Source organism: Tamlana carrageenivorans, assembly GCF_002893765.1.
In the GTDB taxonomy this organism is placed as follows: domain Bacteria; phylum Bacteroidota; class Bacteroidia; order Flavobacteriales; family Flavobacteriaceae; genus Pseudotamlana; species Pseudotamlana carrageenivorans.
On record NZ_CP025938.1, the window covers coordinates 3,169,261 to 3,193,506 of the forward strand.

Here is a 24,246-nt window from a genome sequence, read left to right on the forward strand (position 1 = left end):
GAATGGAATTAGAAGTTTTAAATAAAGGTATAGCTATAAATGAGCAGATTGAAAATGCAAAAGCAAAAAAATCTATAATACACAAACTATATTCAAAAAAAGAAGATTTGAAACCTGAGCAATTAGAAAAACTATTCGCTATAGCTATTAACTCTGTAGGTTTCGAGTTGGATAGATTAAGTCGTGATTTAAAGAATTTATAGTTTTGATTTTTATCTAATTTAGAAATATAACATTTATTAAAAACAAACCCTTTTAACTATTTTAGCAAGCAATTATTAACTTTTTAATTAAACCAAAATCTTATGAAAAAATTATTTTTACTCATTTTATTTAGTAGTTTTCTATTTAGCTGCTCAACTCCAAAAGTTAAAGATTATGCTTCTTATGAAGTAAATGGAGCGTGGTATTGGGTGCTACAATTTGAGGCCGATGCTACTGAAGCAGACGTAAAGGAATTCGTTGAAACATGGGCAAACATAAATCAAACAAGCTATTTTTTTGCTTACCCCAAAAATTACGATTTATCTAATTTTAAATCTAAAGATTTAAGCTTTTTGAAGTTTTCTAGTATTATAGCTAGTACACCTCCAAAATACGGTTTTTATAAAATGCCAAACGACTCTAACATTTATGACGATGCCGTGTGGCTAATGGAACAAGCTTCTAAATAAACTTTAATTTACTGATAAAAAACACACTCCTAATCGAGTGTGTTTTTTTATTTAATAAATTATTATATTTGCTACATGACCCGCCAAGAACGCCTACATTTACGTAACGAAAAAGTAAGAGCACTTTTTAATCAGTATTGTAAAAAACACCCACAATGGCGTACCGATGCTATTATTGAGGAGATTGTGAAACGTGTTTTTTTATCCCCTAGAACAATAGAAGGAATTTTACGAGGTGAGGGCATTTATGGTTTATCTCCAGAACCGTCACAGCAACAAAAATTACAATTGTAAAATTTTTAATATATTTGTATCAAATTCCACCATCCGTGGTGGTGACCCTTAGGCCTTAATTGTTCACGCAGTTAAGGCCTATTGAATTTAAAAAGCTTGCCTTTAATAACAAAATACACCACGTCATACTTATAATTAGGGCTTTCAAAAATATCGTTAACCCTATTGTTTAAAATCTTTGTGTTAATATTTATGCTATCGGCTAAATAAATAATGGCCACACAGTTTTGGTTATCACTAGCTTTATTGGCATTTCGTAAAATGTTCTTTATGGCTTGTGGGCGTTTAACATCCATATAAACACCGGCAACTCTTAAATCAGGATTAGTAGATAAATCATACTTATGGAAAACAGTATTTCTGTATTTTAAAACCGATTTACCTTTTACTTCAGGCAACATTTCTACCACCTTATTACTATGCGCTAATAATTTGGCACTTTCTAAAATTTCGGTATAATCATCAGCTTTTTTGTTAACCAATAGATGTTCTAATACAAGGCCTTTCTTATGGTTGTAAATTTCAGTATATTGTTTTTTTCTGGGTAAGCTTAGTATAAGCTGTTCTGCATGTCTTTTTGAAGCTTCATCTCCATACTCAATCATATACCTAAGTGCCATAATACTTGCTTTATCTGCACTTGCTTTATCTAAACCTTTTTGATAAGGAATATCACTAAAAATTTCACCACTTTGGGCAGCATTGTTTTTAAAGGTTTCCTTAATGTTTATTTCGGGTAAATCCTTACTAACTGGTTCATCAGTTTGTACTACGTCGCAACGGCAACCCCAATCGATTGGTGGATATAAGGTTTTCCATATCGGATGATCTATAGGTGCTACAAAACCATCTAAAGCTCTATGTTTAGTACGCGTACGCTCATCATCTACGGCCTCATATCGAAGGTTAGGGTATAGGTCTTTATTTTTTTGAAAATCTTCCCATTTGCCTGCCATATTAGCTGTAGCAATGGTTTGATGATACTCGGTTTGTAAGTAATTTACATTGTACAAGCCTGAAACCCGAGCTGCTTCTTTTTTAAAGCTGCTCCAGGGCACAATGCGTCCGTTTTTAGTTAATCGACTTTCCAGTTCCTTTTTAAAACTGGTGGCTTTAAACGCAGAAAACTCGGCTACATTATATTTTAGTTTAAGGGCTAGCTGTGGGTTGAAGGTTTCCAGGTTCTGGCCATAGCCTTTATCAATGCCTTTGGCTAGCTTGTTGTAATAAAACTGCCAAAGCTTTTGTTGCATGGCTTCGGATACTTGACGCTCATTAAACAGCTCTTGTATGTAGTTTTCAATAAGCCTACTTAAACGTTTATCTTTATTTAGTTGCAGCACTTGTTTTTGAGGTGTGCAACAATGTGTTTTATAATGTAGTTTAAGTAGGCTTAGGCCTTTCCCTCTGCAGGTGTGTTTTCAGAGGGCATGCGTTCTATTTCTATGCCATATACTTCTTCAATATATTGCTGTTTCAGCACATAACCATTACGCATAAATTCGCCATCGATGGTAATTTGTTCGGATGGATTTTTTGTTTGTTCAATCGTAATTTTAGCATTTTCAGGAATGTTGTAACCTAGTAAGCGCATGGCAGGAACCAACCGAGTATTTAAGAAGGACAGCATTTTCTTTTCATCGGCATATACTACTTCTTTTAAAGTGGCTTCGTGCACATTGCCTTGAGCTTGGCTACTTCCGTTTTCGGTAGTCATGGTTTGGTGTAAAACCATTTTAGAAAGCTCTTTATCTAAGGCTTCAATTTTCTTGTAAAAGACGTTAAATGCGTCGCCTTTGCTGTTTTCTTTAATGTCTATTTCTGTACCAATAGGAAACACACCGTAGGGCGCCGAACCCATTTCTTCAAGCCAGCCCGCTACTTCATTTTTAACTGTTTCAGATTGCGAGGCTATTTTGGCAATTCTAATAGGCACACCAAACAATTCTTCAAACTCGTCCCAACTTCCCCAGGAATGTCGTTTTAAAATGGCGTAAGGTGCTGCCTTTTCTAAAAGCCCTAGTCCAGGGTAAAATTTGGCGTATAATAACAGGTCTTTTATTTCACTAAAATCAATGCCTTTAGTGGCCGATAAATCATAAAGCAATACCTTATGTTCTGGAACTACTAACCCTCGTGGAATCAATTCTACTTCTTGTATTTCGCCTTTTATATATTCTTTAATCCAGATTAAGGAATATTCGTAATAGACAGAGTTATGTGCTTCGGTAAGTAACAATTCAAACCATTCTTTATCTTCGATAAAATCACTCAGTTTATCGTCTTTTTTACCGTCTATTGAAAAGATGTATTTTTTATTAGTAGTTCTCAAGGTTCGGTTTTCTGTAATACCAGTTAGGTGTCCGTCAAGCATTACATCATCAAACACTTCTTGTAAATACCAAGTGCGCGGTATATCGGCATTGTAACGCGCAAAACGTCCTTGTTGCCAATCGTTAATTTCTTTACGCCATAGCCTACGTTGACGCCTAATTACATCAACCATTAAGTTGGTTACTTTTTTTATATTCTTGCTGTCTTTATTACTAAGGCTTACTTTTTTAACGGCATTTCCTGAAATGTGCGTAACGCTATCGGTAATGTTTTGCTTCATAGTTTATCGGTTAAATCGGTTATCCAGGGTTCTGGTTAATTTGTTTGCTATTTTATTGTTTAGGTAGCGTGAAGGCTTCATAAATGGTCTTGCTGGTAAATGGCCAGCACCTTCGTTATGAAACTCGGCATAAGATTTATAAGTGTAAAACCTTACGATATGCTTGGTTCGCCGTGCACGGAAGGAATTAATTAACTTATTGCCCCCTGTTTTATGACCTACCAAAAGGGCACGCCCTTCAATTTGTCTTCCATATTTATTTAGTGATCCTCTACGTCCGCGTCTGTTGGTTCTGTAGCGGGTTATATCACGTCGGTTACTATCAACAGTTTTTCGTGCTTCCCATTTAACAACTCTACTACCGGTATTAAACCCCTGGTCCCTAAAATTCTTTTTTATAAAGGCCAAACCTTCTACCTCAATAATTTTAGGTACTTTATCAGGAATGTCGCGCATGGCTTTATTTAAAAGCTTTTGAAGTTCTTTTAAACTTTTATCCATTAGAAATGATTCTTATATGTTTTTCGGCTTCCTACTTTCATAAATGGTACGCTACTGTCGGGTTGCCCGTCTCCATCGGTGTCCACCTGTTTTTCTGGTAAATCGGGTGAAATGTTGCCTTTTGAAACTTTTTCTAACCATAACATAGCTTCGTCAAAACGCATTTTAGCTACATCATTCATTTGCTTGCTGCGCCTTATGTATAACTCGTGTATTACAACATCTTTTAGGTATTTTAACACTACTTTAGAACGGTCTGTTCCAGAAGCTGTAAAAATGGCCTCGGTATCAAAATATTTAAACAAATAGGATTTAAAAATTTCAATACTTTCCTCAATTATTTCGGTAACAATAGTTTCATCACTTTGGGTAATGAGGTTAATGAGCTCGATGGTAGCTACTGTTTTTAGTTCGTCTTTTATTAAAAATGCCATAGGTTAAGAGGTTAAGCTTATACTTCTTTTTGTGTATTTGGGTTTTATTTTTCGATACACTCGTGTGGTAAATGAACTTTTAAAACTCATAATACCTTCATGATTAATATCTTCAGTATCGTCTTCGGTTTGTTGTAAGGGTTTAAACTGCTCGCCTTTTAAAAACTGTAAGGCTTCAACAATGGCATCTTGCAAATCAATTTCCATAAAACCATGATCGGGATCGGCTGTTTGGTTATGTTGGTCCATCCAGCCATCTTTGCAATATAGAATCACATCAATAGAGGTTTCGCCTTCCTGGTTACTTTGGGTCATCGTGTCATAGGCAATATTATTAATGCGTATAAGTGCTGCGGTGTAACAATTGGGGTAATGTTCTTTACCATTACTAAATTGTCCACGAAAGAAATCGACCAATTCAATTTGCGGAATGCTGTTTAAAGCCTCCTTTACTTTTATGAAAATTTCTTTTCTAGGTGTCATAAGCGTCGTTTTTTAGTGCGTTTACCAATAAGCGCACTTGGTTTTTCCTCTACTTGCGAATAGCCAAAAAGTAAGCGTCCCTTACGCACACAATTTTCAAGTACATCAAGTATATCGTCAGGGGTTTTGCAACCTTTTTCAAAAGCTAAAATGTGGTTAAGAGCATCGTCCATATCTTTAGTATCTCGTAAGCGATCATCAAAAGTTATTAAGCCTCTTGAAAATGCACCCGTAAGTGTAGCATCAATACGGTCGTGTTTATCGCCCGAAGCATGATCGGGAAACGGTATATCCATAGCATTGTTTTCTTCGCAAGCAATAAGCCAATCGGGTTCATATACTGCTTTTTGTGCTGCCGTAGCATCATAATAAGAAATGATACTCATGCCTTTGGCGTTGTACTTTTTTTGCCATTCGTAATGCATATTCATGGCCTCTGGTCTTGTACATTGGCGATTAAAAATTTCAAGTACATGGGCGCGTCCTTTTTCAATAGATAGAAGGCCTCCAGCTTTAAAATCGCCATCGTCGGTGTAACTTAAATCCCAAAATTCAATAAGACCATTGTGTATTTTATTGCCGTGGGTACTTTTAAACTTAATCCATTCTTCTTTTATGCGTTTACCTTCTTCAACAGGGTTATTAAAGTCTTCACGCTGGCTTGTGTGCCAATCATCATTATTAACAATTTCAATACATTCTTCTTTGGTGTAACGCTCATGCCACGAAGGGTTAAAATCATCGTCACACAGGTTTATTGTGATAATTTCAAAATTATCAGACTTGGCGTATTTTTGGGCGTAGCCTTCAACAATACCATTTTTAACAATAAGGTTGTTAGGCATTACACGTCTAAAGCGTCCGCGTTGTCCTGCCTTGCCTAAATCGCCTGTAAGCTTCCTTACATTCTCTTTGGTAAGCTCTATGTTTTTAGCGGCTTTTCTATCTTCCAAATCATCCAAAGAAACAAAGTCTGGCCTCCTACCATTGTGGTTCAAACCACGAATAGGTTGGTTTAAACCAAGGGCCTTGAAATAGGTGCCGTCTGCACATTCAAAAACACCGTCAGACCAATTTCCATAGCTTATTTGTGGACCAAAATCTTTAATGTATTTTTCATTATTGGCTAGCTGCACCTGTAAATTAGAAAGTAGCTTTTTGGCCATATCTTCAGTACGTCCAAGCAGCACCCCAAAATTTAATTCTTTATTTTCCTTAAGGTGTGATGTGTTGCCTACGTTGGTGTGAATAGATTTAGCTGCACCACGGTAAAACCGCCGTTGTTGATTAATTAAAGGGTTGGCAAAAACAGACTCATAACTCTTTTGATGAAACCAAGAACTAGGCGCATCGGCAAAGTCTTGTCCTGAGTTAATACCAAAATAGAAATCAAAGAATTCCACATAGTTTTCAGGTTTTAAAAGGTGTTTAATACGCTGTTCTTGTTCCTCTGTGGTTTCTTTAATAAGGTTGGACGCAGTTAAGGTTTGTATGTGTTTTGATAACCTAAAATAACGCTCCTTAGCTTCTTTGAGTTCGGTTTTAGTCATGTTGTAACAATTGCGTTATGTATTTATCAAATTGCACGCGTACAGCTTTTAAGCTATCTAAGATATCATCACGTTTAGCACCTTTACTTTTGGCGGCCAGTTCGGTTTGAAATTCACAGAACCCATCTAAGCTTTCCATAGTGTACACCGCTTTTTTTCGGCTATCTGTAATACGGTCAAATGCTGCTACAATTTTTGAAATATCGTCGGCTTTATAAGGTAATGCTTCGCCTTTTTCAATGGCGAGAGCGCACTTTAGAGTAAGCCTTCTAATGTTTGAAGGTTTCAAGGCAGCCAGTTCTTTTTCTTCCTCCCAATTATCGCTATCGCGCCAGTCGCGTAATGTTTTTTCGCCAACACCAATAATTTCAGAAATATTGGGTAATGAAAATCCTTTTACATAAAGCTGTCTGCCTTGACTCATTTTATAATCGCGCTCAACAGCGGTCATTCTACCTCGTTTTGCCATTTTAATTAGTATTGTCCGTCTATAAATAATTTACCATCTGGGTTATAACTTACATTGTTTACAGTCATACCATCATACTCCAGTTGCTTTTTAATTTCAATTAATGAAGCGGTAAATTCATCATTATTTAGCATTTGTTGAATGCCTACACCCACCTCTGGAGACTCTTTATATTCCCCCTTATTTGCAATGATTATGTGTTTCTGGTGTTGCTCATCGGAAAGGCCTATAACAAAGTCGCCATTTTCAATAATAAGCTCATTATTTGTGTCTATAAGTATGTCCGTCATACGGACAAAATTAGTTTAAGTAAATACGCTTTTAAATTATTTAATCGGTTGTTGTACAGGTTTTTACAATGTTTGTTTAAAGTGTTTCAACGGTAGATAAAACATTTTTTTAAGGCTTTTTTTTGCTTCAAATTTGCTCTCAAATCAGGAACAAATTACCCCTTAAATGACACACAAGTTTATTGTAAATACAGAAGAAGTTAATGAGTACGGTTATCGCATTTTAACTAGTGGTATTGATACAGCGCAATATATGCGTAATCCTATTGTGTTGTTTGGTCATGAGCGTGCTTTACATAGTAATCCTCAGGCTGTAATAGGTAAAGTAGTAAAGCTTTATGTAGAAGATAAAAAGCTTATTGCTGAAATAGAGTTTGATGAAAGCGAAGAATTTGCAAAAAAAGTAGCTAAAAAAGTGGAAGGTGGTTTTATACGTATGGCGTCTTTATATGCCGATGTTATTGAAGCCTCAACCGATGCTGCTTTAGCCTTACCAGGGCAAACTCATGAAACTGTTATTAAGTGCAAATTAGTGGAAATATCTATTGTAGATATAGGCGGAAATGACGGGGCTTTAAAACTTTCCAGAAATGGCGCTCCCATTGTATTGAAAAAAATCGAATCTAAAATAAATGATATGAGTTTAAAAACCATTGCACTGGCTTTGTCTTTAAAGGATAGTGCTACAGATGTTGAAGTGTTACAGGAAGTTAACGCTTTAAAACTGGCTAAAGAAAAGGCCGAAAACAAAGCGCTTGAGCACGAACAAGCTCTTAAAGATTTAAGAAGCAAAGATGCTAAAGATTTAGTAGATAAAGCGGTTGCATTAGGGTTGCTTCCTGAAGCTTTAAAGGCTTCACAAATATCAGCTTTTGAAAGTGATTTTGATGGGCAAAAGGCGGTTTTGACCAAAATCATTTCTGATAAAGAAGCTGAAACTGTTCAAGACGGTACGCAGCAAAAAATTAAAGAAGTGTCCTTGGCTAGTGGATCAGGTAAAAAACCTGAGCTAGACAACACTGAGTGTTTTGACTATTTACAAAAACATGATGTAGTTAAACTGGCAAAAATACGTGAGGAATCGCCAGAAAAATATGCCCAATTAGCAAAGGAATACGCTAATGGTAAACGCTATGTAGCAAACTAATTATTGAATTTTAAAAACCAATTATAATGGCCGGATTACAAAAAGAAGTATGGGTTGCTGGTATTCAAGAAAACCCAATTCCAGATCACTCATTTGTTTACGCAAGTGTAGATATGAGTGAATATGTTGAAAACAACAAACTTCACTTAGCTGAAGCGGGTATTGAACCAGATGTGCATGAGGATTATTTCTCGGGCAACGAAAACCCACTACCAGTGGCAAGCATTGACGATATACCTAATGAAGTGGTGTTAAAAACCTACTCAACAGATCAAACACGTCATAGAGATTTGCAAGAAATTGAACTGCAATATAACAAGCGTATGTCTGTGATGAAACGTCACAAAAACTCGTTAGCAAAAAACATTGGTAAGCGTGCCTCGTATGCATGGACACCAAGTACCGATGACGCTAACAATAAAATTATTCAGCTTGGTGCTCAAGATAGTTTTATTGATGCGGTTATTGATCTAGAAGCTTTTTATGGAGAACATGACATTGATGGGGTTTTAAATATTTGTTTAGACCCAAAACACATGGCAAAAATTCGTAAAGAAGATTATAAGCTTTACAAGGAAATAAAATCGGAAAAAGGAGCTGATTTGTTTGGGTTTAAAATTTATAGCTACAGCCAAAACCCACTATTTGATTCGACAGGAACAAAGAAACCATTCGGAGCAACGGTAGAAGCTGGAGATGTTCGTTGTTCATTTACATGGGTAACCGAAGAGGCTTTTAGATGTTTTGGAGACCTTGAAATGTATGAGAACTTAAGAGACTCTGGTTTGCAAGCCGATACCTTATCGTTTGCTCAGCGTGCTTTAGTAGGAAAAATTAGAGCTAACAACCCTAAATACTTAGGAGCAATTATCTAAGACTATGAAAAAGTTAACACAAAAAGAACGCGCTCAAAATTACTTTGAGCGCAACACTAAAGTAAACGAATTGTTTGGCACCTCAGATGGTTATTTGTTTGAACGTTCAAAAGACGCCTTAAACCACAGCACCACACTAGAGAAAAAAGGCATTACACCTTACAAACGTTCTGAAAAAAGCGAAGGTAGTGACCTATTAAAGTTAAGTGTAAAAGACTTAACCGAAGCTATTAAAGACATTACCGATGTTACTGTTTTAGAAGCTTACCTCGAAGAGGAACAAGCTAAGGATGAACCACGTTCAACTGCTGTAAAAGCATTTGAGGATCGTATTGAAACATTAAGTAACCCAGAATAAAAACCCCAATCAAATGAGAGCTATAAACCACATAGTTATACACGCTACCGCGACTAAGGCGTCTCAAGACGTATCGGCTACCGATATTAATCGCTGGCATAAACATAATGGTTGGTCTGGTATAGGGTATCACTATGTGGTTAAGCTAAATGGCAGCATTGAAAATGGCCGTCCAGAAGGAATAAGAGGCGCTCATGTAAAAGGGCATAACCATGATAGTATTGGCGTGGTTTACGTTGGTGGTTTAGATGAAAATGCTAAACCTGATGATACTAGAACCACCGCCCAAAAAATAGCTTTAATTAAACTATTAACCAGGTTAAAGAAAAAATATCCAAAAGCAATCATTTCAGGCCACAGAGATTTTTCAAAAGATTTAAATGGCAATGGTGTTATCGAGCCTTCAGAATTTATGAAAGCCTGTCCTTGTTTTGATGCGAAAACCGAATACCATGACTTGTAGTAAATTGTTTTTCATTCTCTTGCTTGCTTTTTCTTTTGCAACTTCCTGCCGTAACACTCGGCAGGTTGTTGAAAAGAATACGATACAAAAGGAGCGTATTTTAAAAAGTGAAATCACTTTTAGAGATACAGTATTTTTTGCGCCAGCATCGCAAACCAGCTTAAAACTACCTTTTAAAGACTGTTTAAAGGGTTTTAAAAAGCCACAAGTTTTTACGCAAAAAAACGGAAATGCTACTGTAAAACTAAAGGTTAATACAGACACTATTGTAGTAACCGCCAAATGCGATTCGTTAGCCATTGCAGCAAAAATTAAACAGTATTACTTAAAAGAACTTAATCGTATAGAAAACGATTTAAACAATTTGGAGGTGCGTACAAAAGGTGTCTCCATATTTCAAACAATACTTTACGCTTTAAGTGCCTTTGCTATAGGCTTAGGTGTTGGCGTATTACTAAAAACTTTAAAACTCATATAAGAAATGGGCTTACCAAAAATTACATTCAATATAGCTTCCGAAGGTCTAAATAGGCTAGCGGATGCCGTTGAAAAAATACCAGGTTTAGTTATAACTGGTAATACTGTAGCTACCAAAGTAACTATTGGCGAATCATATCAAATTTTTAGTTTAAAGGATGCTGAAACTTTAGGCATTGAAGCTACTGGAGTAAATGATTTTGCACACAAGCATATTGCAGCCTTTTACAATGAAGCTGCAACGGGTACGCCGCTATGGATCATGTTAGTCTCTGATGCAACAACCATGGAAGAAATGGCCGATGTTAATGAAGATTTAGCTAAAAAACTAATTAATGATGCCAAAGGAGCTATTCGAGTACTAGGCATTATTAGAAAATCTACAGGATCAGAAACCGTTACAGAAGGTTTGGATGATGATGTAAAACTAGCAGCGGTAAAAGGTCAGGCTTTAGCCGAATACTTTGAAGCTAAATACATGCCATTTCGTTTTATTCTATCAGGAAATAAATTTGATGGTGTACCAGCTAATTTGTTCGACTACCAAACCGTATCCCACAATAAAGGGCATATACTTATTGCTAATACCGATGCTAGTGCTGAAGCTTCTGTAGGATTAGAATTAGGTCGATACGCCTCAATACCTACCCAACGCAGTGGCGCACGTGTAAAGGATGGTCCAATAGAACCTTTAGCAGCCTATTTTACTAATGGCGAAGCGGTTGAATCTTTAGCTGATGCGTGGGACACCATTCATGACAAAGGTTACACCTTTATGAGAACCTTTGCAGGCCGTTCGGGATATTACCTTACGGATGACAGAACCCTTACTGATGTATCTGATGATTTTAGTGCTTTAGCTCGTGGTTTTGTAATGGATGAAGCGCTATTAATTGCCTATGATGCTTTAGTTGATGAACTCTCTGACGAAGTGCCAATAACAGCTGCAGGTGCTATACATCCAGCAATTATTAAAGCTTGGCAAAATAAAGTGTCGGCACAATTAGAAGGACTTATGGTAGCTGAAGGGAAATTATCAAATGTAGCTGTGTTTATCGATGAAAATCAAAACGTGCTAGAAAATGATAAACTGGTAGTTGGTATTCAATTACAGCCAGTAGGTTATGCAAAATTTATTGAAGTTAATATAGGCTTCACAACTCAAATTAATAATTAATTATGGCAACATTTAACAGTTCAGAATATGGCTGGTGCGATATATCAGTAGTATTTGGTGGTAGAATCATTGAAGGTATTACTGAAATTGAATATACCGAGAAACGTGAAAAAGATAAGCTTTACGGCCGTGGCTGTAAACCTCATAAAGTGCTTAGAGGTAATTACGATTATGAAGGTAAAATAATCCTTTGGCAAAGTGAACTGGAGGCCATGACCAGAGACGCTCCAGATAAAGACGTTTTAAAACTCAATTTTGAAATTGTAGTGTCTTATGCTCCTGAGGATGGCGGGCAAATGGTAACCGACATTTGTAAAAGTGTAGAACTTACCGAAGTTAAAAAAGGCATGAAACAAGGCGATAAAAATATGTTGGTAGAATTGCCAATCATTTTTTTAGACGTAAAACGTCAGCAATAATCTTAACCTAAATTATATAAATGAAAACTAAATTTTTAACCCTAATGATGCTGTTATTAACTATAGTGGCATTTGCAAAAACAGAAGCAATGAGTAAAGTAACGAACGAACAATTAGAAACATTAGAAAATCAATATGGCGACATGTATGAGTTGCCTGTAGGTGATAAAATAGCCTATTTACGCGAGCCAAATATGGTCGATTATAAACGGGCATTTTCTGCAATGCAACGTGGAACCGATATTGATTTTGGTGAAGCCATGTTAGACGCTCTTTTTGTAGCTGGAGATGAAGACATCAAAAAAGTAGATGATTATTTCATGCCTGCTCGAAAAATCCTAATAGACTTTTTTAATTATGACGATGCCGAGGTAACTCCATTAAAAGATGGTAAATATAAAATTGACATAGGCGAACACAGTTGCGTGGTTAGAAAAATAACGCGGGACGATTTAAAACTGGCCGAAAAAAAGAACCCTAGTGGGAAACCTTTTGTTACACAAGAAAAACTATTTGAAATTGTTTGTGTAGAAAAAGACCAGGCTTTTAATAATAGGGGTGATGCGAAAATACGCTTTCCGTTATTTCAAGCTATTGAGGAGCTACAAAACCAAAAGGTAGCGATCCTAAAAAAGCGCTTACCGATGCCATCATAGACCCTGATGATGCATCGGCACATGAATTAGTTAAAGGGTACAACATTAGGCTTTTTGATGCCTACCTTAAATATTACATGCACATTCGGCATCCTCATAAATTGAGTGATGCCGATTGGGCTGAGGAAATTCAAAATTTACATTACATACGAACCAAAGAAAAAGAAGCTTCAAACCCCGAATAATGAACGCCTACGCCTTTATCATAAAAATGAAAGATTACGCCAGTTCTGGCTTAAAAAAGATTGCTCAATCTGTTGGGCAAACTACCAGTGCGGTAAATAAGGCGAATTCGGCTAATGCTACTTATTCAGGCGGTTTACGAAAAATAATAGGGTTAGCAGGCGGTTTAGCTCTAGCTTATGGAACTTTAAATGCCGCATCGGCCTTATTCTTTAAAGGAGTCGAACTCGAACAAACAAAAGTCAAATTTGAGGTTCTGTTAGGTAGTGTTGAAAAAGGCACTGCTATGTTAAAGGAGCTTAATGAATACGCCAATTTCACCCCTTTTTCAAATAATAACATTATAAAAGCTTCAGAAACCATGTTAGGTTTCGGAATTGTCCAGGAAAAAATTATGGGCAATCTTGAAATGCTTGGTGATGTAGCAATGGGTAACGAACAAAAGCTAGGGAGTTTATCTTTGGTGTATTCTCAAGTTATGGCTACTGGTAGACTTATGGGGCAAGATTTGCTTCAAATGATTAACCAGGGTTTTAATCCGTTACAAATTATATCACAAAATACTGGTATTTCCATGGGGGTTCTAAAGGATCAGATGGAAAAAGGAGCAATTAGCGCTGCAATGGTTGAGGAAGCTTTTAGGCTGGCAACTTCTGAGGGTGGGCGTTATCATGGTATGACCGAAAAGATGGCAGAATCGGCAGGCGGAAAATGGAGTACATTCATGGGTAAACTTTCTCATACAGTTGCTATAATTGGTGAAAAATTTGCATTATGGATTTCGCCTTTAATTGATGTCGGTATTGCTGTTGTAGAGCATATTTTACCTTTTGGAAAAGCTGTGTTTCAAATCATGCAATGGGTTATTCAATGCACTCCTTTACTTATTACATTAGCTGCAGTAGCCTTAGCAGTTGGGGTAAATTTTTTAATTGCTAATGCTAGCTTGATTGCCTCATCAATAGCTTTAGGAGCTTACAATGTAGTGGCTTGGCTTGCAGTTACAGCTGCAGGCGCATTAAGTGCAGCACAAGCAGCGTTAAACTTCGTTATGGCAATGAACCCTATTTCATTAGTCATTTTAGGCATAGGTGCGTTAATTGCCATTATTTGGGCGCTATGGAATAAAGTGGACTGGTTACGTGGTGGTATTATGGGGATTTGGGAAGTCATGAAAGGTTTCGGAAAAGCTATAAAGGACTATGTCATTACACGAATGCATGAACTTATTTCAGGGCTTTCTGGAATGGGAAAAGCTTTAATGCAATTTTTTAAAGGTGATTTTAAAGCTGCCTGGGAAACTGGAAAGAAAGCTGCAGGCGATTTAATGGGGGTTAATTCCAAGAAAAAACTTCTTGAAGATGGTTTGAATGCCGCTAAATCATTTAGCACTGGTTATAATAACGGCTTGAAGTTAGGTTCTCCAAAAGATGAAGCTTCAGTTCTAGGAGAAAATGCCAAAGCACAAGCTTTTAAAAAGCAGGAACCTTCATCCATATTTAGCAGCTTATTGGATGCTGAGAAAGAGAAAAATAAAAACAAAAAGAAATCTAATTACAAAGGCGATAGCATTGTGTCCGGTGGTTCAAAAATGACGCATATCAACATAACTATTGGTAAGCTCCAGGACAAAACCGAAATACATGTTGCCCAAGTTGAAAAGGGCTTAGATAAGTTAGGCGAAAAGGTTCAAGAGATATTATTGAGAAGTGTAAATAGTGTTAACCAAATGCAAACAGGGTAATGGCAGAATTTGACATAAAAGAACTGGTTGCTAAAGCGCACTTTGATTATGTGGGGCCTGCATTTCCTCAGTGGTGGGGGAAAAACAAAACCGCATTTGTAATACCAAATTTAGAAAACGTTTCTGCAGCTTATTTAAATGGCCATACACCATACTTTATGCCTGTTAAGTTGTTGTATAATGGGCAAACGTTTACACTGCCAAATGAACCTCTTGTGGGGTTGTCATTAGCTAAAACAATAGTAGAAACAGCCACAGTAGGTAAACACCGTAAAGGCACGGTTAAAGAATACATTACAACCGAAGATTATCAAATAAGTTTTCGAGGGGTGTGTTTTGATGAAGATAATATGGAGGCTTATCCCGCAATCGAAGTGAAAAACCTAAATAGACTTTTTGAAATTAATGAAGCTATTGAGGTTATTGATAATCCTTTTTTCGAGCTGTTTGGAATTAGAAGTATTGTTTTAAAAGACATTCAATTTGATGAAATGGCAGGGCAATTAGGCATGCAACGCTATGTGATTACAGCGGTAAGTGATCAGGATTTTTATGCCGATTTAAGTGAACAAAAAATAATCAATGTATTAAGCTAGTGTTTGTACTTGACGCACATATAAAAATAGGGAATTACGTTTTTACATCCATTCATGATGTAGAAATTACTAAGTCGGTTGATGAACTTGGCGATACTTGTGTTATTCAATTACCTACACGCTTTAAAGTTAAACAAAATAACCAGGAACAATATACCGAGGAGGCTATAAAAATAGGCGATGCCGTTGAAGTGGTTTTAGGTTATTCTGGTAAATATAGCGGTATTGAATTTAAAGGCTTTGTTAGAAAAATAAAACCAACTATTCCTCTGCAAATTGAATGTGAAGATAGTATTTGGTTACTACGACGTAAAAATATTACTAAAGCTTGGAACGCTGGCACATCTGTAAAAGGGGTGTTGCAGGAAGTGGTTAAAAACACAGAAGTTGTATTGAGTGATAACTTGCCAGATATTCCGCTGGACAAGTATATCATAAGAAATGCTAATGGCGCACAAGTTTTACAAGCTTTAAAGAAAGACATGTCGTTAACGGTTTTTATTAATGACAATAACAAACTTTATGTTGGTCTCCAGCAATTAGATAATCCTGGTAACGCGGTTGTTTATGATTTGAATTACAACTTAGTTGAGAACAATTTGGAATATACAACCAAAGACGAACGTCGTATAAAAGTACGCTACACTTATATAGGCAAAAATAACGAGCGTAAAGAAGTTGAAGTTGGCGATGCTGATGGTGAGCTAAGAACTTTTCATACATCTGTCATTTCAGATGAAACAAAATTAAAAGAAATAGCTACTGCAGAAATAGACAGGTTAAAATATGATGGATTTGATGGTAATGTAAAAAGTTTTTTAATGCCATTTGCCACAAGAGGCATGACGGCAATAATAATTGATAAAGAGCACCCTAATCGAGCAGGAAACTACTTTATAAAAAAAGTGGTAACAACTTTTGGTTTACATGGTGCTCGTAGAACCATAACACTAGGCACTAGATTATGAGTTGGGAATTAGAATTACAAAGGGCCCTAGAGAAATTAAAAAAACGTGAGGTGTTTTGCTTTGTTGCTCAAGTTACAGAGGTAGATAAAACCAATGGGGTTTGCAAAGTGCATGATGGGGAATTAGAGTTTACCGATGTGCGATTGTCTGCAGTAATTGATGGTAAAAACAAAAAGTGTTTTGTATTCCCTAAAGTAGGAAGTACCGTTTTAGTTGAGCCTATAAATGAAGATTTGAAACAACTATATGTATCAAAATATTCTGAAGTAGAAAGTGTGTCCTGGTTAATTGAAACCACTCAATTTTTAATGGATGAGAATGGCTTTAAAATAGCACGCGAAAATGAAAATTTAAAACAAGTACTTAATGATTGGCAGGAACAATTTGGAAAGCTTTGTGATGAAGTAGCTAAAATTTATGTGTCTATTGGTGTAACACCAAATGTGATTGAAATAATGAAAATTAAAAACGAGGTTAGCACCAGTATTAAACAACGTTTAAACACCATTTTAAAAGCATAATATGGCATTAAATAAAACAGCTTTAAAAAGTGAATTACAACAGGGTTTTATTAACATTTTTAGTGATCCTAAAACCGAAAACAATGTTGAAGAAGTAGCAGAACAGTTAGCCGATTTAATATCAAATAAAGTAAATGATTTTGTAAAAACAGGGAGCGCCATAGGTGTAGATAGCCGTGGAGATACCCATAACTTAACTATTGAATGATGGAACTTTTAAAAAACCATTTAGGTGAAATTATAACAGCTATTGCAGGCATTGGAGCATGGGGGTTTGAACACAATAAACGCAAACAGGAATTAAAACGTACAGAACTTGAAAATAACCAATCTGTTATTGATTTATACCAAGAAGCTCTAGACGATTTAAAAAAACGTTACGATGAAAAATTTAGCGATTTAGAGGTAGAAATAAAGTCTTTGAAAGACAACTTAAACCTCTGGAAAGGTAAATACAGAACCTTAAAAGCTGAATTTGATAATTATAAAAAAGCACATCAATAAACGTGAATCAGGTAATTGTTTTACATAACCAATCTCTACTAGACCTTTGTATTCAAGGTTATGGTAACCTAGTGCCACTTATGGATTTGGCAATAGCAAATGGTATATCTATTACCGATATATTGACACCAGGAACGGTTTTGGTGTTACCTGAAAGTGTTAATCAAAATACCGACATCCAAAAATATTACAAAGACAAACAACTAACCCCTGCCACATCGGTAAGCGATGCAACCCTTGGAGATATTAGTAGTCCAGATGGCATAGGTTACATGATTATAGAATCAACATTTAAAGTCGCATAAGCATGCCTAGATCGATAAACGAAATACATGATAAAATTTTAGCAGATATTGCTAACAATGCTTTTTTAACAGATTTAAATAGTACTAGTGCTGTAGCTATTTTTCGGTTAATTGCTTATATCGTGGCAGTGTCTATTCACATGTTAGAGCTTATGTTTTACCAGCATAAAAGCGAAGTGTCCGAGCTGTTGTACAATCAAAAATCAGGTAGACTGCCTTGGTACAGGTATATGGCTCTAAAGTTTCAGTATGGCTTTGATTTGTTGCCTGATAGTGATGAGTTTGATAATACTGGAGCTACCACTACAGAAATTGAAAGCTCAAAAATAATAAAATATGCAGCTGTAAACGAAGGCGATCAGCAAGGTGTAATTGTAGTTAAAATAGCAGGTGAAAGTAATGGCGTACTAGCACCTATAACTGCTCAAGAACAAACCAGTGTTGAAGCTTACTTTGAAGAAATTAAGTATGCAGGCTCTAGAATAAACATTATAAACTTTTTACCAGATCAATTATATCTAACTATTCAAATATTTAGAGACCCATTAGTGTTAGATTCTAATGGAAATAGCATATTAAATGGTGGTCGACCTGTTGAAACGGCGATTAATGAGTTCATGAAAGAGTTGCCGTTTGATGGTGAATTAATCTTGCAAAGCTTAGTCGATAAACTTCAAGTTATTGAAGGTGTTAAAATAGTGAATCTGCTAGAAGTAAAATCCAGCTGGATAGAAAATGGTAGCTATGGCACACCTAGTCTTATCACAGTAAAACGCATACCAGAGAGTGGCTATTTTGAAATTGTAAACTTTAGCAATATAACGTATGTGGTATAAATTAGATGTATATCGCTTAGGCTTGTTATTGTTGCCTGTTAATTTACGTAAGCAAAAGCTTTTTGCATATATAAAAGCCCTGTTACTCCCTGTTAACGACCTTTATGATTTATGGGCAAATAACCGTAGTGATAATATTTATAAGCTAAAACACAACGGTCAAGTATGCTACCTACGTAAAAGTCTTAATGATGAATTCGATACCACATTAAGGCGCATTTACATAGGAAACGGAAACAAATACACCCGACAGTATATCTATACCAGAGCCGAACAAAAACCAAAGTTTCTAGGCAAGGTGTATTTACGAAGTAGAACCGATTATGCAGATACAGGCTTAGACTTTATTGTTTACGTACCAACAAATATCGTAGATACGCGATTATATGAATTAGAAGCTTGGATTGACAGCTATAAGGAAGGTGTGAAACGCTATAAAATTGAAAAAATATGAATTCTATAAATTTTAATCAAGTGGGAGGTTTTCCACTAGAAGCCGAAATATTATCCGATATGCAATCGGCATACGAGCTACTACAATGTTTTGGTGATGTAATAGGCGCTAAATCTATAATAAAAGGCTGTACCGTTACAGGTAGCACTGTTAGTGATGGCGTAATATATTGGGATGGCGAAGTTTTAGAATTTAAAGGCGGTTTAGCAGAATCTAAAATTGTAATTATTGAAACTAAAATACAGCTACCATTTGAAGACGGGAATATTAAAGATGTTTACATAAAAAGACATGCCGAATTTGGTACAGGTATAGGCGAAGCCGATTGGAGTGATTTTAAAAGAGCATTTCCTTTAACATCAGCTTTGTTTATAGACGAAGTACGCATGTATTCGGGTTTAGTATCTGAAATCCCTTGGGGATGGTACTTAATGGACGGTACAAATGGAACACTTGATGTTCGAGATAGGTTTCCTGTGCCTTATAATCCTGATACAGCTGATTATGATACCATAGGTAAAACAGGAGGCGAGAAAGAAGTTACGCTTACTGAAGCGCAAATGCCTTCGCATACACATAGCGGTACCACCAGTACAAATGGTGCGCATACGCACACACACCAAAGGTTAAAAGTGGCAACTAAAGGAGAATCAAAAAGTGATGCATACTACCGTGTTCACGGTTCAGATGAGACAGGAACAACCAGTAGCGCAGGATCACACAATCATAGTTTAAATATAGATGCTAAAGGCGGTGGTCAACCTCACGAAAACAGACCTCCCTTTGTGGCATTAGGATTCATTCAATTTAAAGGCGTTTAGAAATGGCAAAAGTAAGTTTAACAACAATTAAGAACTGGTTTAAAACAGGGTTAAAACCAACTCAAGCTCAGTTTTGGGACACGTGGGATTCCTTCAGGCATAAGGATGATAAAATCCCTAATTCTGATGTTGACGGATTAGCTCAATTACTTAGCGATAAGGCTTCAACACAAGCTTTAACCAATCATACTAATGATGCTAATGCTCATGCAATCCTGTTTTCAGAATACACGAAAACAAATGCTTTGAGCAAGGTGGCAACGTCTAACGATTACAACGATTTAGATAATGTGCCTGTTTTCAAATCAGTTGAAAATGAATATCCCGATATGGCTACTATGTATGCCGATCAAGTTAACCAAACCTCAGAGAACATACAACATGTGGTTGATGCCAGCGCTCATCCTCAAATAGGTGGCGACAGTGCCTATTTTGAATATTTAGGTACTACTAACGGTGATGATACGGATTACCGCGTGTTATCTGAAGCTGAGAGCGCGCCAATTTCGGGTTCAATTTCTCGAACTTCTGAGTTAGTTAACGATGGTGCATCAGGAACTTCAACGTATGTAGAACACGATGAGTTAAACCCCACTGCTATAGATGGATTGTCAATAAGAGATGCAAATGGAGTTGAGCAGTTTAAGGCAGATGAGTTTGTGGAGTTTGTAGGAGGTGAGTTTGATCCTGCAAATAAAAGATTTTCAGTGTCTCCTTTATTAGCTAATTCTGTTCTAGTTGATGTAAATAATGGTAGCGATACATCAGGAGAGTTAGAGAATTTTAGGAAGCCTTTTAAAACTATTGATTCAGCTTTAGAGGCTTTACCTTCTACAACAGGAGAGGTTTATAATATATATTTAGTTGGTGGTACTTACAATTTGACTAGACAAATAACTTTAAGAAATTTAAACTTTATAGCTTGGAGGAGCAGCGTTATTAATTTTACAGGCATCTTAGATGGTACAGGAAATGTTCCGACAACACCGTTTAAAGGCGCTAGCACTTATAGAACCCTAAGTTTTGAAGGAGGAAACATATCCTTAATAAGTACTAACGGAACTATGAGATTTGGGGGTTCGAGTCAAAGGATGATTTTAAAAGGAAGTGTTAATGAATTAAAATGGCAGGGAGCAGCCCAAGGTTTAGGTAATGGTGCGTTTTTCATAGATGGAGGTACTGATATTAATATCCAAAAAATGACCATAGTAGGAAGTGGAGAATATTTGTCGGGAGACCAACAGGGAACTCCGCAAGATATAATCTTTACTATAAATGAACTTCATTTTATTGATAACAGAAGTTTTGCGGTCAGTGTTATAGCTACTTTCGACATTAAAAACGTAACGGAAGCTGATTCAAGTTCTTCAAGCACTTATGTTTTAAGGTCTAGGTATAATGATGGAGACTGTATTTATAAAATAGGGAACATATCTATAAATGGTATATTGAACATTTCAGCTAAAGAGATTTTTTTTAATAGTTCAGTTTTTTCTGCTACTTCAAACGCGGGTATTTCGGGATTAGTGAGAGGTATTGTTTATAGCGATAATTATTTAGATTCTTACGGAGGCGGTGCTAATTCATTAATACTTGATAATTTTACAGGTAAATTAATGGGTTTAGGATTAACTAATGGTCGACCTATAATAAGAAATAGTAATATAACTACTAACGGAAGTTTATTCACAGGAACTGAAAACACTACAAACATCATAACTATTGAGGGGGTTTGTTCTATTATACAGAACAATTTGTCTGCAAATTTATGTCTTACTTATAGTTACGGTAACCTTGCATACCCTAACAATATGCACATAGATATAAAAGGTTTTTTAACGAGTAACGTTAAAGATTACGGGTACAAAGTTACTTACGAAAATCTTACAGGAACGCTTAAAGAAAAACTCAAAGAAAGAGTTATTAGATCGAAAAGAGATTTGGTTTACGCTCAATTAGATGTTAATACTACTTATATTATTGATGGAGATATAGAGCTTGCTGCAGGAGAATACATTGAAGTTCCTGCAGGCGGAAACTTAACTTTGAACGGTTATGGTTTAGAAGCTTCAAAAATCATCAAAAATGTAGTAGGAGAAAGTATCTTTAAAAGCCCTGTAGGGGGGTCTGGTGGTATGCAAATAGATGCTCTTAAATTCGTCATGGGAACACCAACTACATCTTGCTTTGATTTAACAGATGAAACAGGGTTTAATGCCGTAGAATGTGTTAAAGTCAACTTTGAAGGAAGTGGGAACTTAGGTGTACTTAATGGTTACAGGCAAGGGTTATGGACTAATATAGGTTTATTTGGTTTAACTGATGGTCTTACTTTTGAAGGTTCATGGGTAGGTGGATTTACAACCAATACAGTTATAGCAAGAAACCTAACAGGTACTTCAGGTATATTATTCAAAAAAGGAACTGCATTAACTTTTGCAAGTAGGTTTACTACCGATGGAAATATTGATATTCCTGCAGGTTGGAGTATAGCTGATTTTGAAGATGCAAATTTTACAAACCCAAACACGCTTCAAGTTCAAGGCGCTATTATAACCAGGGCGGGTGTTATAGACGATACAGATACCTTGCTTTTTCCTAACATAGATGAAGAAGATACAGCAAGTGATTGGAGGGATAATATTGGTTGTAAAAACTCATCCTTAAGTTTTGAAAAATTAAAATCTCCAGATGGTAGTGTTTGGAAGGTTGAAGTAGATAACACAGGAGCAATAATAACAACAGCGATATGATAAAAATAAGATCAACAGAAAAATTAGCAACATCAAATAGCGATGGTTTATGCGATGTGCAAAGAACCCTGTCAAGCTTTACATTTGATTTGGATAAACAAGTAGTTAAAACCATTGTAACCGATGTTTTGTTTCAGGAGCAAACCATTGAGCAAATTCAGGAAATTGACGGCGAAGAGCAACCTGTAAACATTGTGGAGCGTCGTATTGTAGAGCAGCGCCAAGGCGTAGCCTATCAATTTAGTGTAGCTGAAATCGATGCTTTTTATCAAAACATTGGTAGCGATATAACTAAAGAAATTGGTTTTTCTACTGGTTTAAAAGACAACTTAACATCGGTTTTAATAGCCGAAACGACATCTTACCAAAGACAAACCATGGCGAATTGGGTTCCAGACACACCACACGTTTTAGTGAATGAGTTTACAGAAATTGAAGCATAATAAATGAATGTAGTTTTATCTTTTATAGCTCAGTTTTTATTTGCCTTTGTAGGGGTTGTCGATAGTGTTTTTCAGCTATTCTATAAGGTTAAAAACAAAAAATGGTATAAAACCACGAATGGCAGAAGCTTTAAAAAGGCTTTAAATATAGATGTATTTGGAAATTACCAATACAACGAATTATGGAATGTATTATTTTCTAAAAACGGTTATCAGTTTGGTCGTTTTGGAGAAACCATGAGTAGTTGTTTTGGTAAAAAACAGAAAGAAAAGTCACTTACTTGGTTTGGCTGGATGGTATTATTTCTGATTAATACTGTAGATGTGACTAAGTGGGTAAATGGCTTTAAGGGTAAAGGGTTTCATTGTGAAGCTTCCATACAAAGCGATGCAGCAATTGCTGACTTTATAAAATAAAAATTGCAAAAACCTATGGAGTGCGGGTTTAAAAAAAAGCCCTCCAACATTTAAAATACTTCTCAAGGTAAAATTAAATTTAGCATCAAAGCCCAGTTGGAGGACATAAGTCTTCTAATTGGGCTTTGCTATTTCTAAAAATTACCTTGAGAGCTGCAAATATATAAAATCATCAATCAAAAAATGAACAAGTATCATCAACAATTAGAACGAATAATTTTTAAAGGGAAAATTCAAAAGAACAAAAAAGGAAACATTAAGTATCTCCTAAACGAAAAACTACAATTAAAACCTCTTGATTTATTAGAAATTTTAGAGGGGCATGCTGTTGCAAGAAATAAACTTAAAAACGAACTTAATTTGTTTATGCAAGGCGAACGCAATACTGAAGCTTATCGTGAAATAGGTGTGAGTTGGTGGGATTATTGTGGTCCTATATTGGTAAATAGTTATCCTACCTATTTTGAACAGTTACCAGGATTAATTAAAAAAATTAATTCGGAAAAGCGACCATCAAAAAACTATGTGTTGTTTTTGGGGGCAAATAACGCTGAAACTAATCAACAGCCTTGTTTGTCAATTATTCAGTTTCAAATTGATAATGGTAAGTTAGTATTAAGTGCATATCAGCGTTCTAGTGATGCTAGTTTAGGGCTTCCTGCCGATATTTATCACTTGTACCTCATTAGTCGTCAAATTAACTTACCACTTAAGAGCATAACTTTATTCCTGGGCAATGTGCATGTGTATCAAAATAACATCAAACCTACCAAACAGCTATTAAAGGGTAAAGCTGTAAAATTTAACCTTAATGTTTAAT

At 36.0% G+C, this 24,246-nt stretch carries 33 protein-coding genes; 25 read left to right on the top strand and 8 right to left on the bottom strand.

Going from position 1 to position 24,246, the window contains the following annotated elements; genetic code table 11:
* Positions 1 to 2: 2 nt before the first annotated feature.
* From C1A40_RS13870 to C1A40_RS13880, 3 genes are all read left to right on the top strand, one after another.
* Positions 3 to 203, top strand: a complete 201-nt coding sequence (locus C1A40_RS13870) for a hypothetical protein (RefSeq protein ID WP_102996415.1) — start codon at positions 3 to 5, stop codon at positions 201 to 203.
* 102 nt (positions 204 to 305) lie between these two features.
* Complete coding sequence (locus C1A40_RS13875) at positions 306 to 674, top strand: hypothetical protein (protein WP_102996416.1); 369 nt, start codon at positions 306 to 308, stop codon at positions 672 to 674.
* A gap of 75 nt (positions 675 to 749) precedes the next feature.
* On the top strand, positions 750 to 968 hold the full coding sequence (locus C1A40_RS13880) for a hypothetical protein (protein ID WP_102996417.1): 219 nt from the start codon (positions 750 to 752) through the stop codon (positions 966 to 968).
* A 71-nt stretch (positions 969 to 1,039) separates the two neighbouring features.
* Here the strand turns inward: C1A40_RS13880 and C1A40_RS13885 are convergent, their stop codons facing one another.
* The 8 genes from C1A40_RS13885 to C1A40_RS13920 are packed head-to-tail and all read right to left on the bottom strand — an operon-like array spanning position 1,040 to position 7,309.
* Positions 1,040 to 2,311, bottom strand: coding sequence for a phage minor head protein (locus tag C1A40_RS13885; RefSeq protein WP_102996418.1), 1,272 nt, complete (start codon positions 2,309 to 2,311; stop codon positions 1,040 to 1,042).
* Positions 2,312 to 2,361: 50 nt separating this feature from the next.
* On the bottom strand, positions 2,362 to 3,582 hold the full coding sequence (locus C1A40_RS13890; protein WP_102996419.1) for a phage portal protein family protein: 1,221 nt from the start codon (positions 3,580 to 3,582) through the stop codon (positions 2,362 to 2,364).
* A gap of 3 nt (positions 3,583 to 3,585) precedes the next feature.
* Positions 3,586 to 4,083 carry a phage morphogenesis protein gene (locus C1A40_RS13895; RefSeq protein WP_102996420.1) on the bottom strand — a complete coding sequence of 166 codons (498 nt, stop codon included), beginning with the start codon at positions 4,081 to 4,083 and terminating at the stop codon, positions 3,586 to 3,588.
* A complete protein-coding gene (locus C1A40_RS13900) occupies positions 4,083 to 4,517 on the bottom strand; it encodes a phage protein Gp36 family protein (RefSeq protein WP_102996421.1) in 435 nt (144 codons plus the stop codon). The genes C1A40_RS13895 and C1A40_RS13900 overlap by 1 nt, the downstream gene beginning before the upstream one ends.
* Before the next feature lie 3 nt (positions 4,518 to 4,520).
* Positions 4,521 to 5,000 (bottom strand): hypothetical protein, encoded by a 480-nt coding sequence (locus tag C1A40_RS13905; protein WP_102996422.1) that lies wholly within the window; start codon positions 4,998 to 5,000, stop codon positions 4,521 to 4,523.
* Positions 4,997 to 6,550, bottom strand: a complete 1,554-nt coding sequence (locus tag C1A40_RS13910; protein WP_102996423.1) for a hypothetical protein — start codon at positions 6,548 to 6,550, stop codon at positions 4,997 to 4,999. The genes C1A40_RS13905 and C1A40_RS13910 overlap by 4 nt, the downstream gene beginning before the upstream one ends.
* On the bottom strand, positions 6,543 to 7,019 hold the full coding sequence (locus C1A40_RS13915) for a terminase gpP N-terminus-related DNA-binding protein (protein WP_241910425.1): 477 nt from the start codon (positions 7,017 to 7,019) through the stop codon (positions 6,543 to 6,545). Before C1A40_RS13915 ends, C1A40_RS13910 begins: the two co-directional genes overlap by 8 nt.
* Before the next feature lie 5 nt (positions 7,020 to 7,024).
* Complete coding sequence (locus tag C1A40_RS13920) at positions 7,025 to 7,309, bottom strand: oxidase (protein ID WP_102996424.1); 285 nt, start codon at positions 7,307 to 7,309, stop codon at positions 7,025 to 7,027.
* A 166-nt stretch (positions 7,310 to 7,475) separates the two neighbouring features.
* Between C1A40_RS13920 and C1A40_RS13925 the strand changes: the two genes are divergently transcribed.
* The 22 genes from C1A40_RS13925 (at position 7,476) to C1A40_RS14030 (ending at position 24,245) form a co-directional block, all read left to right on the top strand.
* A complete protein-coding gene (locus C1A40_RS13925; RefSeq protein ID WP_102996425.1) occupies positions 7,476 to 8,456 on the top strand; it encodes an HK97 family phage prohead protease in 981 nt (326 codons plus the stop codon).
* 26 nt (positions 8,457 to 8,482) lie between these two features.
* Positions 8,483 to 9,331, top strand: coding sequence for a hypothetical protein (locus C1A40_RS13930; protein ID WP_102996426.1), 849 nt, complete (start codon positions 8,483 to 8,485; stop codon positions 9,329 to 9,331).
* Between the two features lie 4 nt (positions 9,332 to 9,335).
* On the top strand, positions 9,336 to 9,689 hold the full coding sequence (locus tag C1A40_RS13935) for a hypothetical protein (protein WP_102996427.1): 354 nt from the start codon (positions 9,336 to 9,338) through the stop codon (positions 9,687 to 9,689).
* A 13-nt stretch (positions 9,690 to 9,702) separates the two neighbouring features.
* Complete coding sequence (locus C1A40_RS13940; RefSeq protein WP_102996428.1) at positions 9,703 to 10,152, top strand: N-acetylmuramoyl-L-alanine amidase; 450 nt, start codon at positions 9,703 to 9,705, stop codon at positions 10,150 to 10,152.
* Entirely contained in the window at positions 10,142 to 10,630 is a 489-nt protein-coding gene (locus tag C1A40_RS13945) for a hypothetical protein (protein ID WP_102996429.1), read from the top strand. The genes C1A40_RS13940 and C1A40_RS13945 overlap by 11 nt, the downstream gene beginning before the upstream one ends.
* A 3-nt stretch (positions 10,631 to 10,633) precedes the next feature.
* Positions 10,634 to 11,806 carry a DUF2586 family protein gene (locus C1A40_RS13950; protein WP_102996430.1) on the top strand — a complete coding sequence of 391 codons (1,173 nt, stop codon included), beginning with the start codon at positions 10,634 to 10,636 and terminating at the stop codon, positions 11,804 to 11,806.
* Between the two features lie 2 nt (positions 11,807 to 11,808).
* Positions 11,809 to 12,225: a hypothetical protein gene (locus C1A40_RS13955; RefSeq protein ID WP_102996431.1), complete on the top strand. Its 417-nt coding sequence runs from the start codon at positions 11,809 to 11,811 to the stop codon at positions 12,223 to 12,225.
* An 89-nt stretch (positions 12,226 to 12,314) separates the two neighbouring features.
* On the top strand, positions 12,315 to 12,881 hold the full coding sequence (locus C1A40_RS13960; protein ID WP_158651372.1) for a hypothetical protein: 567 nt from the start codon (positions 12,315 to 12,317) through the stop codon (positions 12,879 to 12,881).
* A gap of 184 nt (positions 12,882 to 13,065) precedes the next feature.
* The gene (locus tag C1A40_RS13965; protein ID WP_102996433.1) at positions 13,066 to 14,808 is read left to right on the top strand and encodes a tape measure protein; all 1,743 of its coding nucleotides are present in this window, start codon (positions 13,066 to 13,068) and stop codon (positions 14,806 to 14,808) included.
* Complete coding sequence (locus tag C1A40_RS13970) at positions 14,808 to 15,404, top strand: DUF6046 domain-containing protein (RefSeq protein ID WP_102996434.1); 597 nt, start codon at positions 14,808 to 14,810, stop codon at positions 15,402 to 15,404. Before C1A40_RS13965 ends, C1A40_RS13970 begins: the two co-directional genes overlap by 1 nt.
* A complete protein-coding gene (locus tag C1A40_RS13975) occupies positions 15,404 to 16,372 on the top strand; it encodes a late control protein (RefSeq protein ID WP_102996435.1) in 969 nt (322 codons plus the stop codon). Before C1A40_RS13970 ends, C1A40_RS13975 begins: the two co-directional genes overlap by 1 nt.
* Positions 16,369 to 16,893 (top strand): hypothetical protein, encoded by a 525-nt coding sequence (locus C1A40_RS13980; protein ID WP_102996436.1) that lies wholly within the window; start codon positions 16,369 to 16,371, stop codon positions 16,891 to 16,893. The genes C1A40_RS13975 and C1A40_RS13980 overlap by 4 nt, the downstream gene beginning before the upstream one ends.
* 1 nt (position 16,894) lies before the next feature.
* The gene (locus C1A40_RS13985; RefSeq protein ID WP_102996437.1) at positions 16,895 to 17,101 is read left to right on the top strand and encodes a hypothetical protein; all 207 of its coding nucleotides are present in this window, start codon (positions 16,895 to 16,897) and stop codon (positions 17,099 to 17,101) included.
* Positions 17,098 to 17,397, top strand: coding sequence for a hypothetical protein (locus C1A40_RS13990; RefSeq protein ID WP_158651373.1), 300 nt, complete (start codon positions 17,098 to 17,100; stop codon positions 17,395 to 17,397). Before C1A40_RS13985 ends, C1A40_RS13990 begins: the two co-directional genes overlap by 4 nt.
* A gap of 2 nt (positions 17,398 to 17,399) precedes the next feature.
* Complete coding sequence (locus C1A40_RS13995; RefSeq protein WP_102996439.1) at positions 17,400 to 17,702, top strand: hypothetical protein; 303 nt, start codon at positions 17,400 to 17,402, stop codon at positions 17,700 to 17,702.
* Positions 17,703 to 17,704: 2 nt separating this feature from the next.
* Complete coding sequence (locus C1A40_RS14000) at positions 17,705 to 18,538, top strand: nucleotidyltransferase (protein ID WP_102996440.1); 834 nt, start codon at positions 17,705 to 17,707, stop codon at positions 18,536 to 18,538.
* On the top strand, positions 18,528 to 18,992 hold the full coding sequence (locus C1A40_RS14005) for a hypothetical protein (protein WP_241910426.1): 465 nt from the start codon (positions 18,528 to 18,530) through the stop codon (positions 18,990 to 18,992). The genes C1A40_RS14000 and C1A40_RS14005 overlap by 11 nt, the downstream gene beginning before the upstream one ends.
* Positions 18,989 to 19,813 (top strand): hypothetical protein, encoded by an 825-nt coding sequence (locus C1A40_RS14010; RefSeq protein ID WP_102996441.1) that lies wholly within the window; start codon positions 18,989 to 18,991, stop codon positions 19,811 to 19,813. The genes C1A40_RS14005 and C1A40_RS14010 overlap by 4 nt, the downstream gene beginning before the upstream one ends.
* 2 nt (positions 19,814 to 19,815) lie before the next feature.
* Positions 19,816 to 22,566, top strand: coding sequence for an autotransporter outer membrane beta-barrel domain-containing protein (locus tag C1A40_RS14015; protein ID WP_102996442.1), 2,751 nt, complete (start codon positions 19,816 to 19,818; stop codon positions 22,564 to 22,566).
* Complete coding sequence (locus C1A40_RS14020; RefSeq protein WP_102996443.1) at positions 22,563 to 23,009, top strand: hypothetical protein; 447 nt, start codon at positions 22,563 to 22,565, stop codon at positions 23,007 to 23,009. The genes C1A40_RS14015 and C1A40_RS14020 overlap by 4 nt, the downstream gene beginning before the upstream one ends.
* Positions 23,010 to 23,012: 3 nt before the next feature.
* Positions 23,013 to 23,426, top strand: a complete 414-nt coding sequence (locus C1A40_RS14025) for a hypothetical protein (RefSeq protein ID WP_102996444.1) — start codon at positions 23,013 to 23,015, stop codon at positions 23,424 to 23,426.
* Positions 23,427 to 23,609: 183 nt separating this feature from the next.
* A complete protein-coding gene (locus C1A40_RS14030; protein ID WP_102996445.1) occupies positions 23,610 to 24,245 on the top strand; it encodes a thymidylate synthase in 636 nt (211 codons plus the stop codon).
* The last annotated feature ends 1 nt before the right edge of the window (position 24,246 follow it).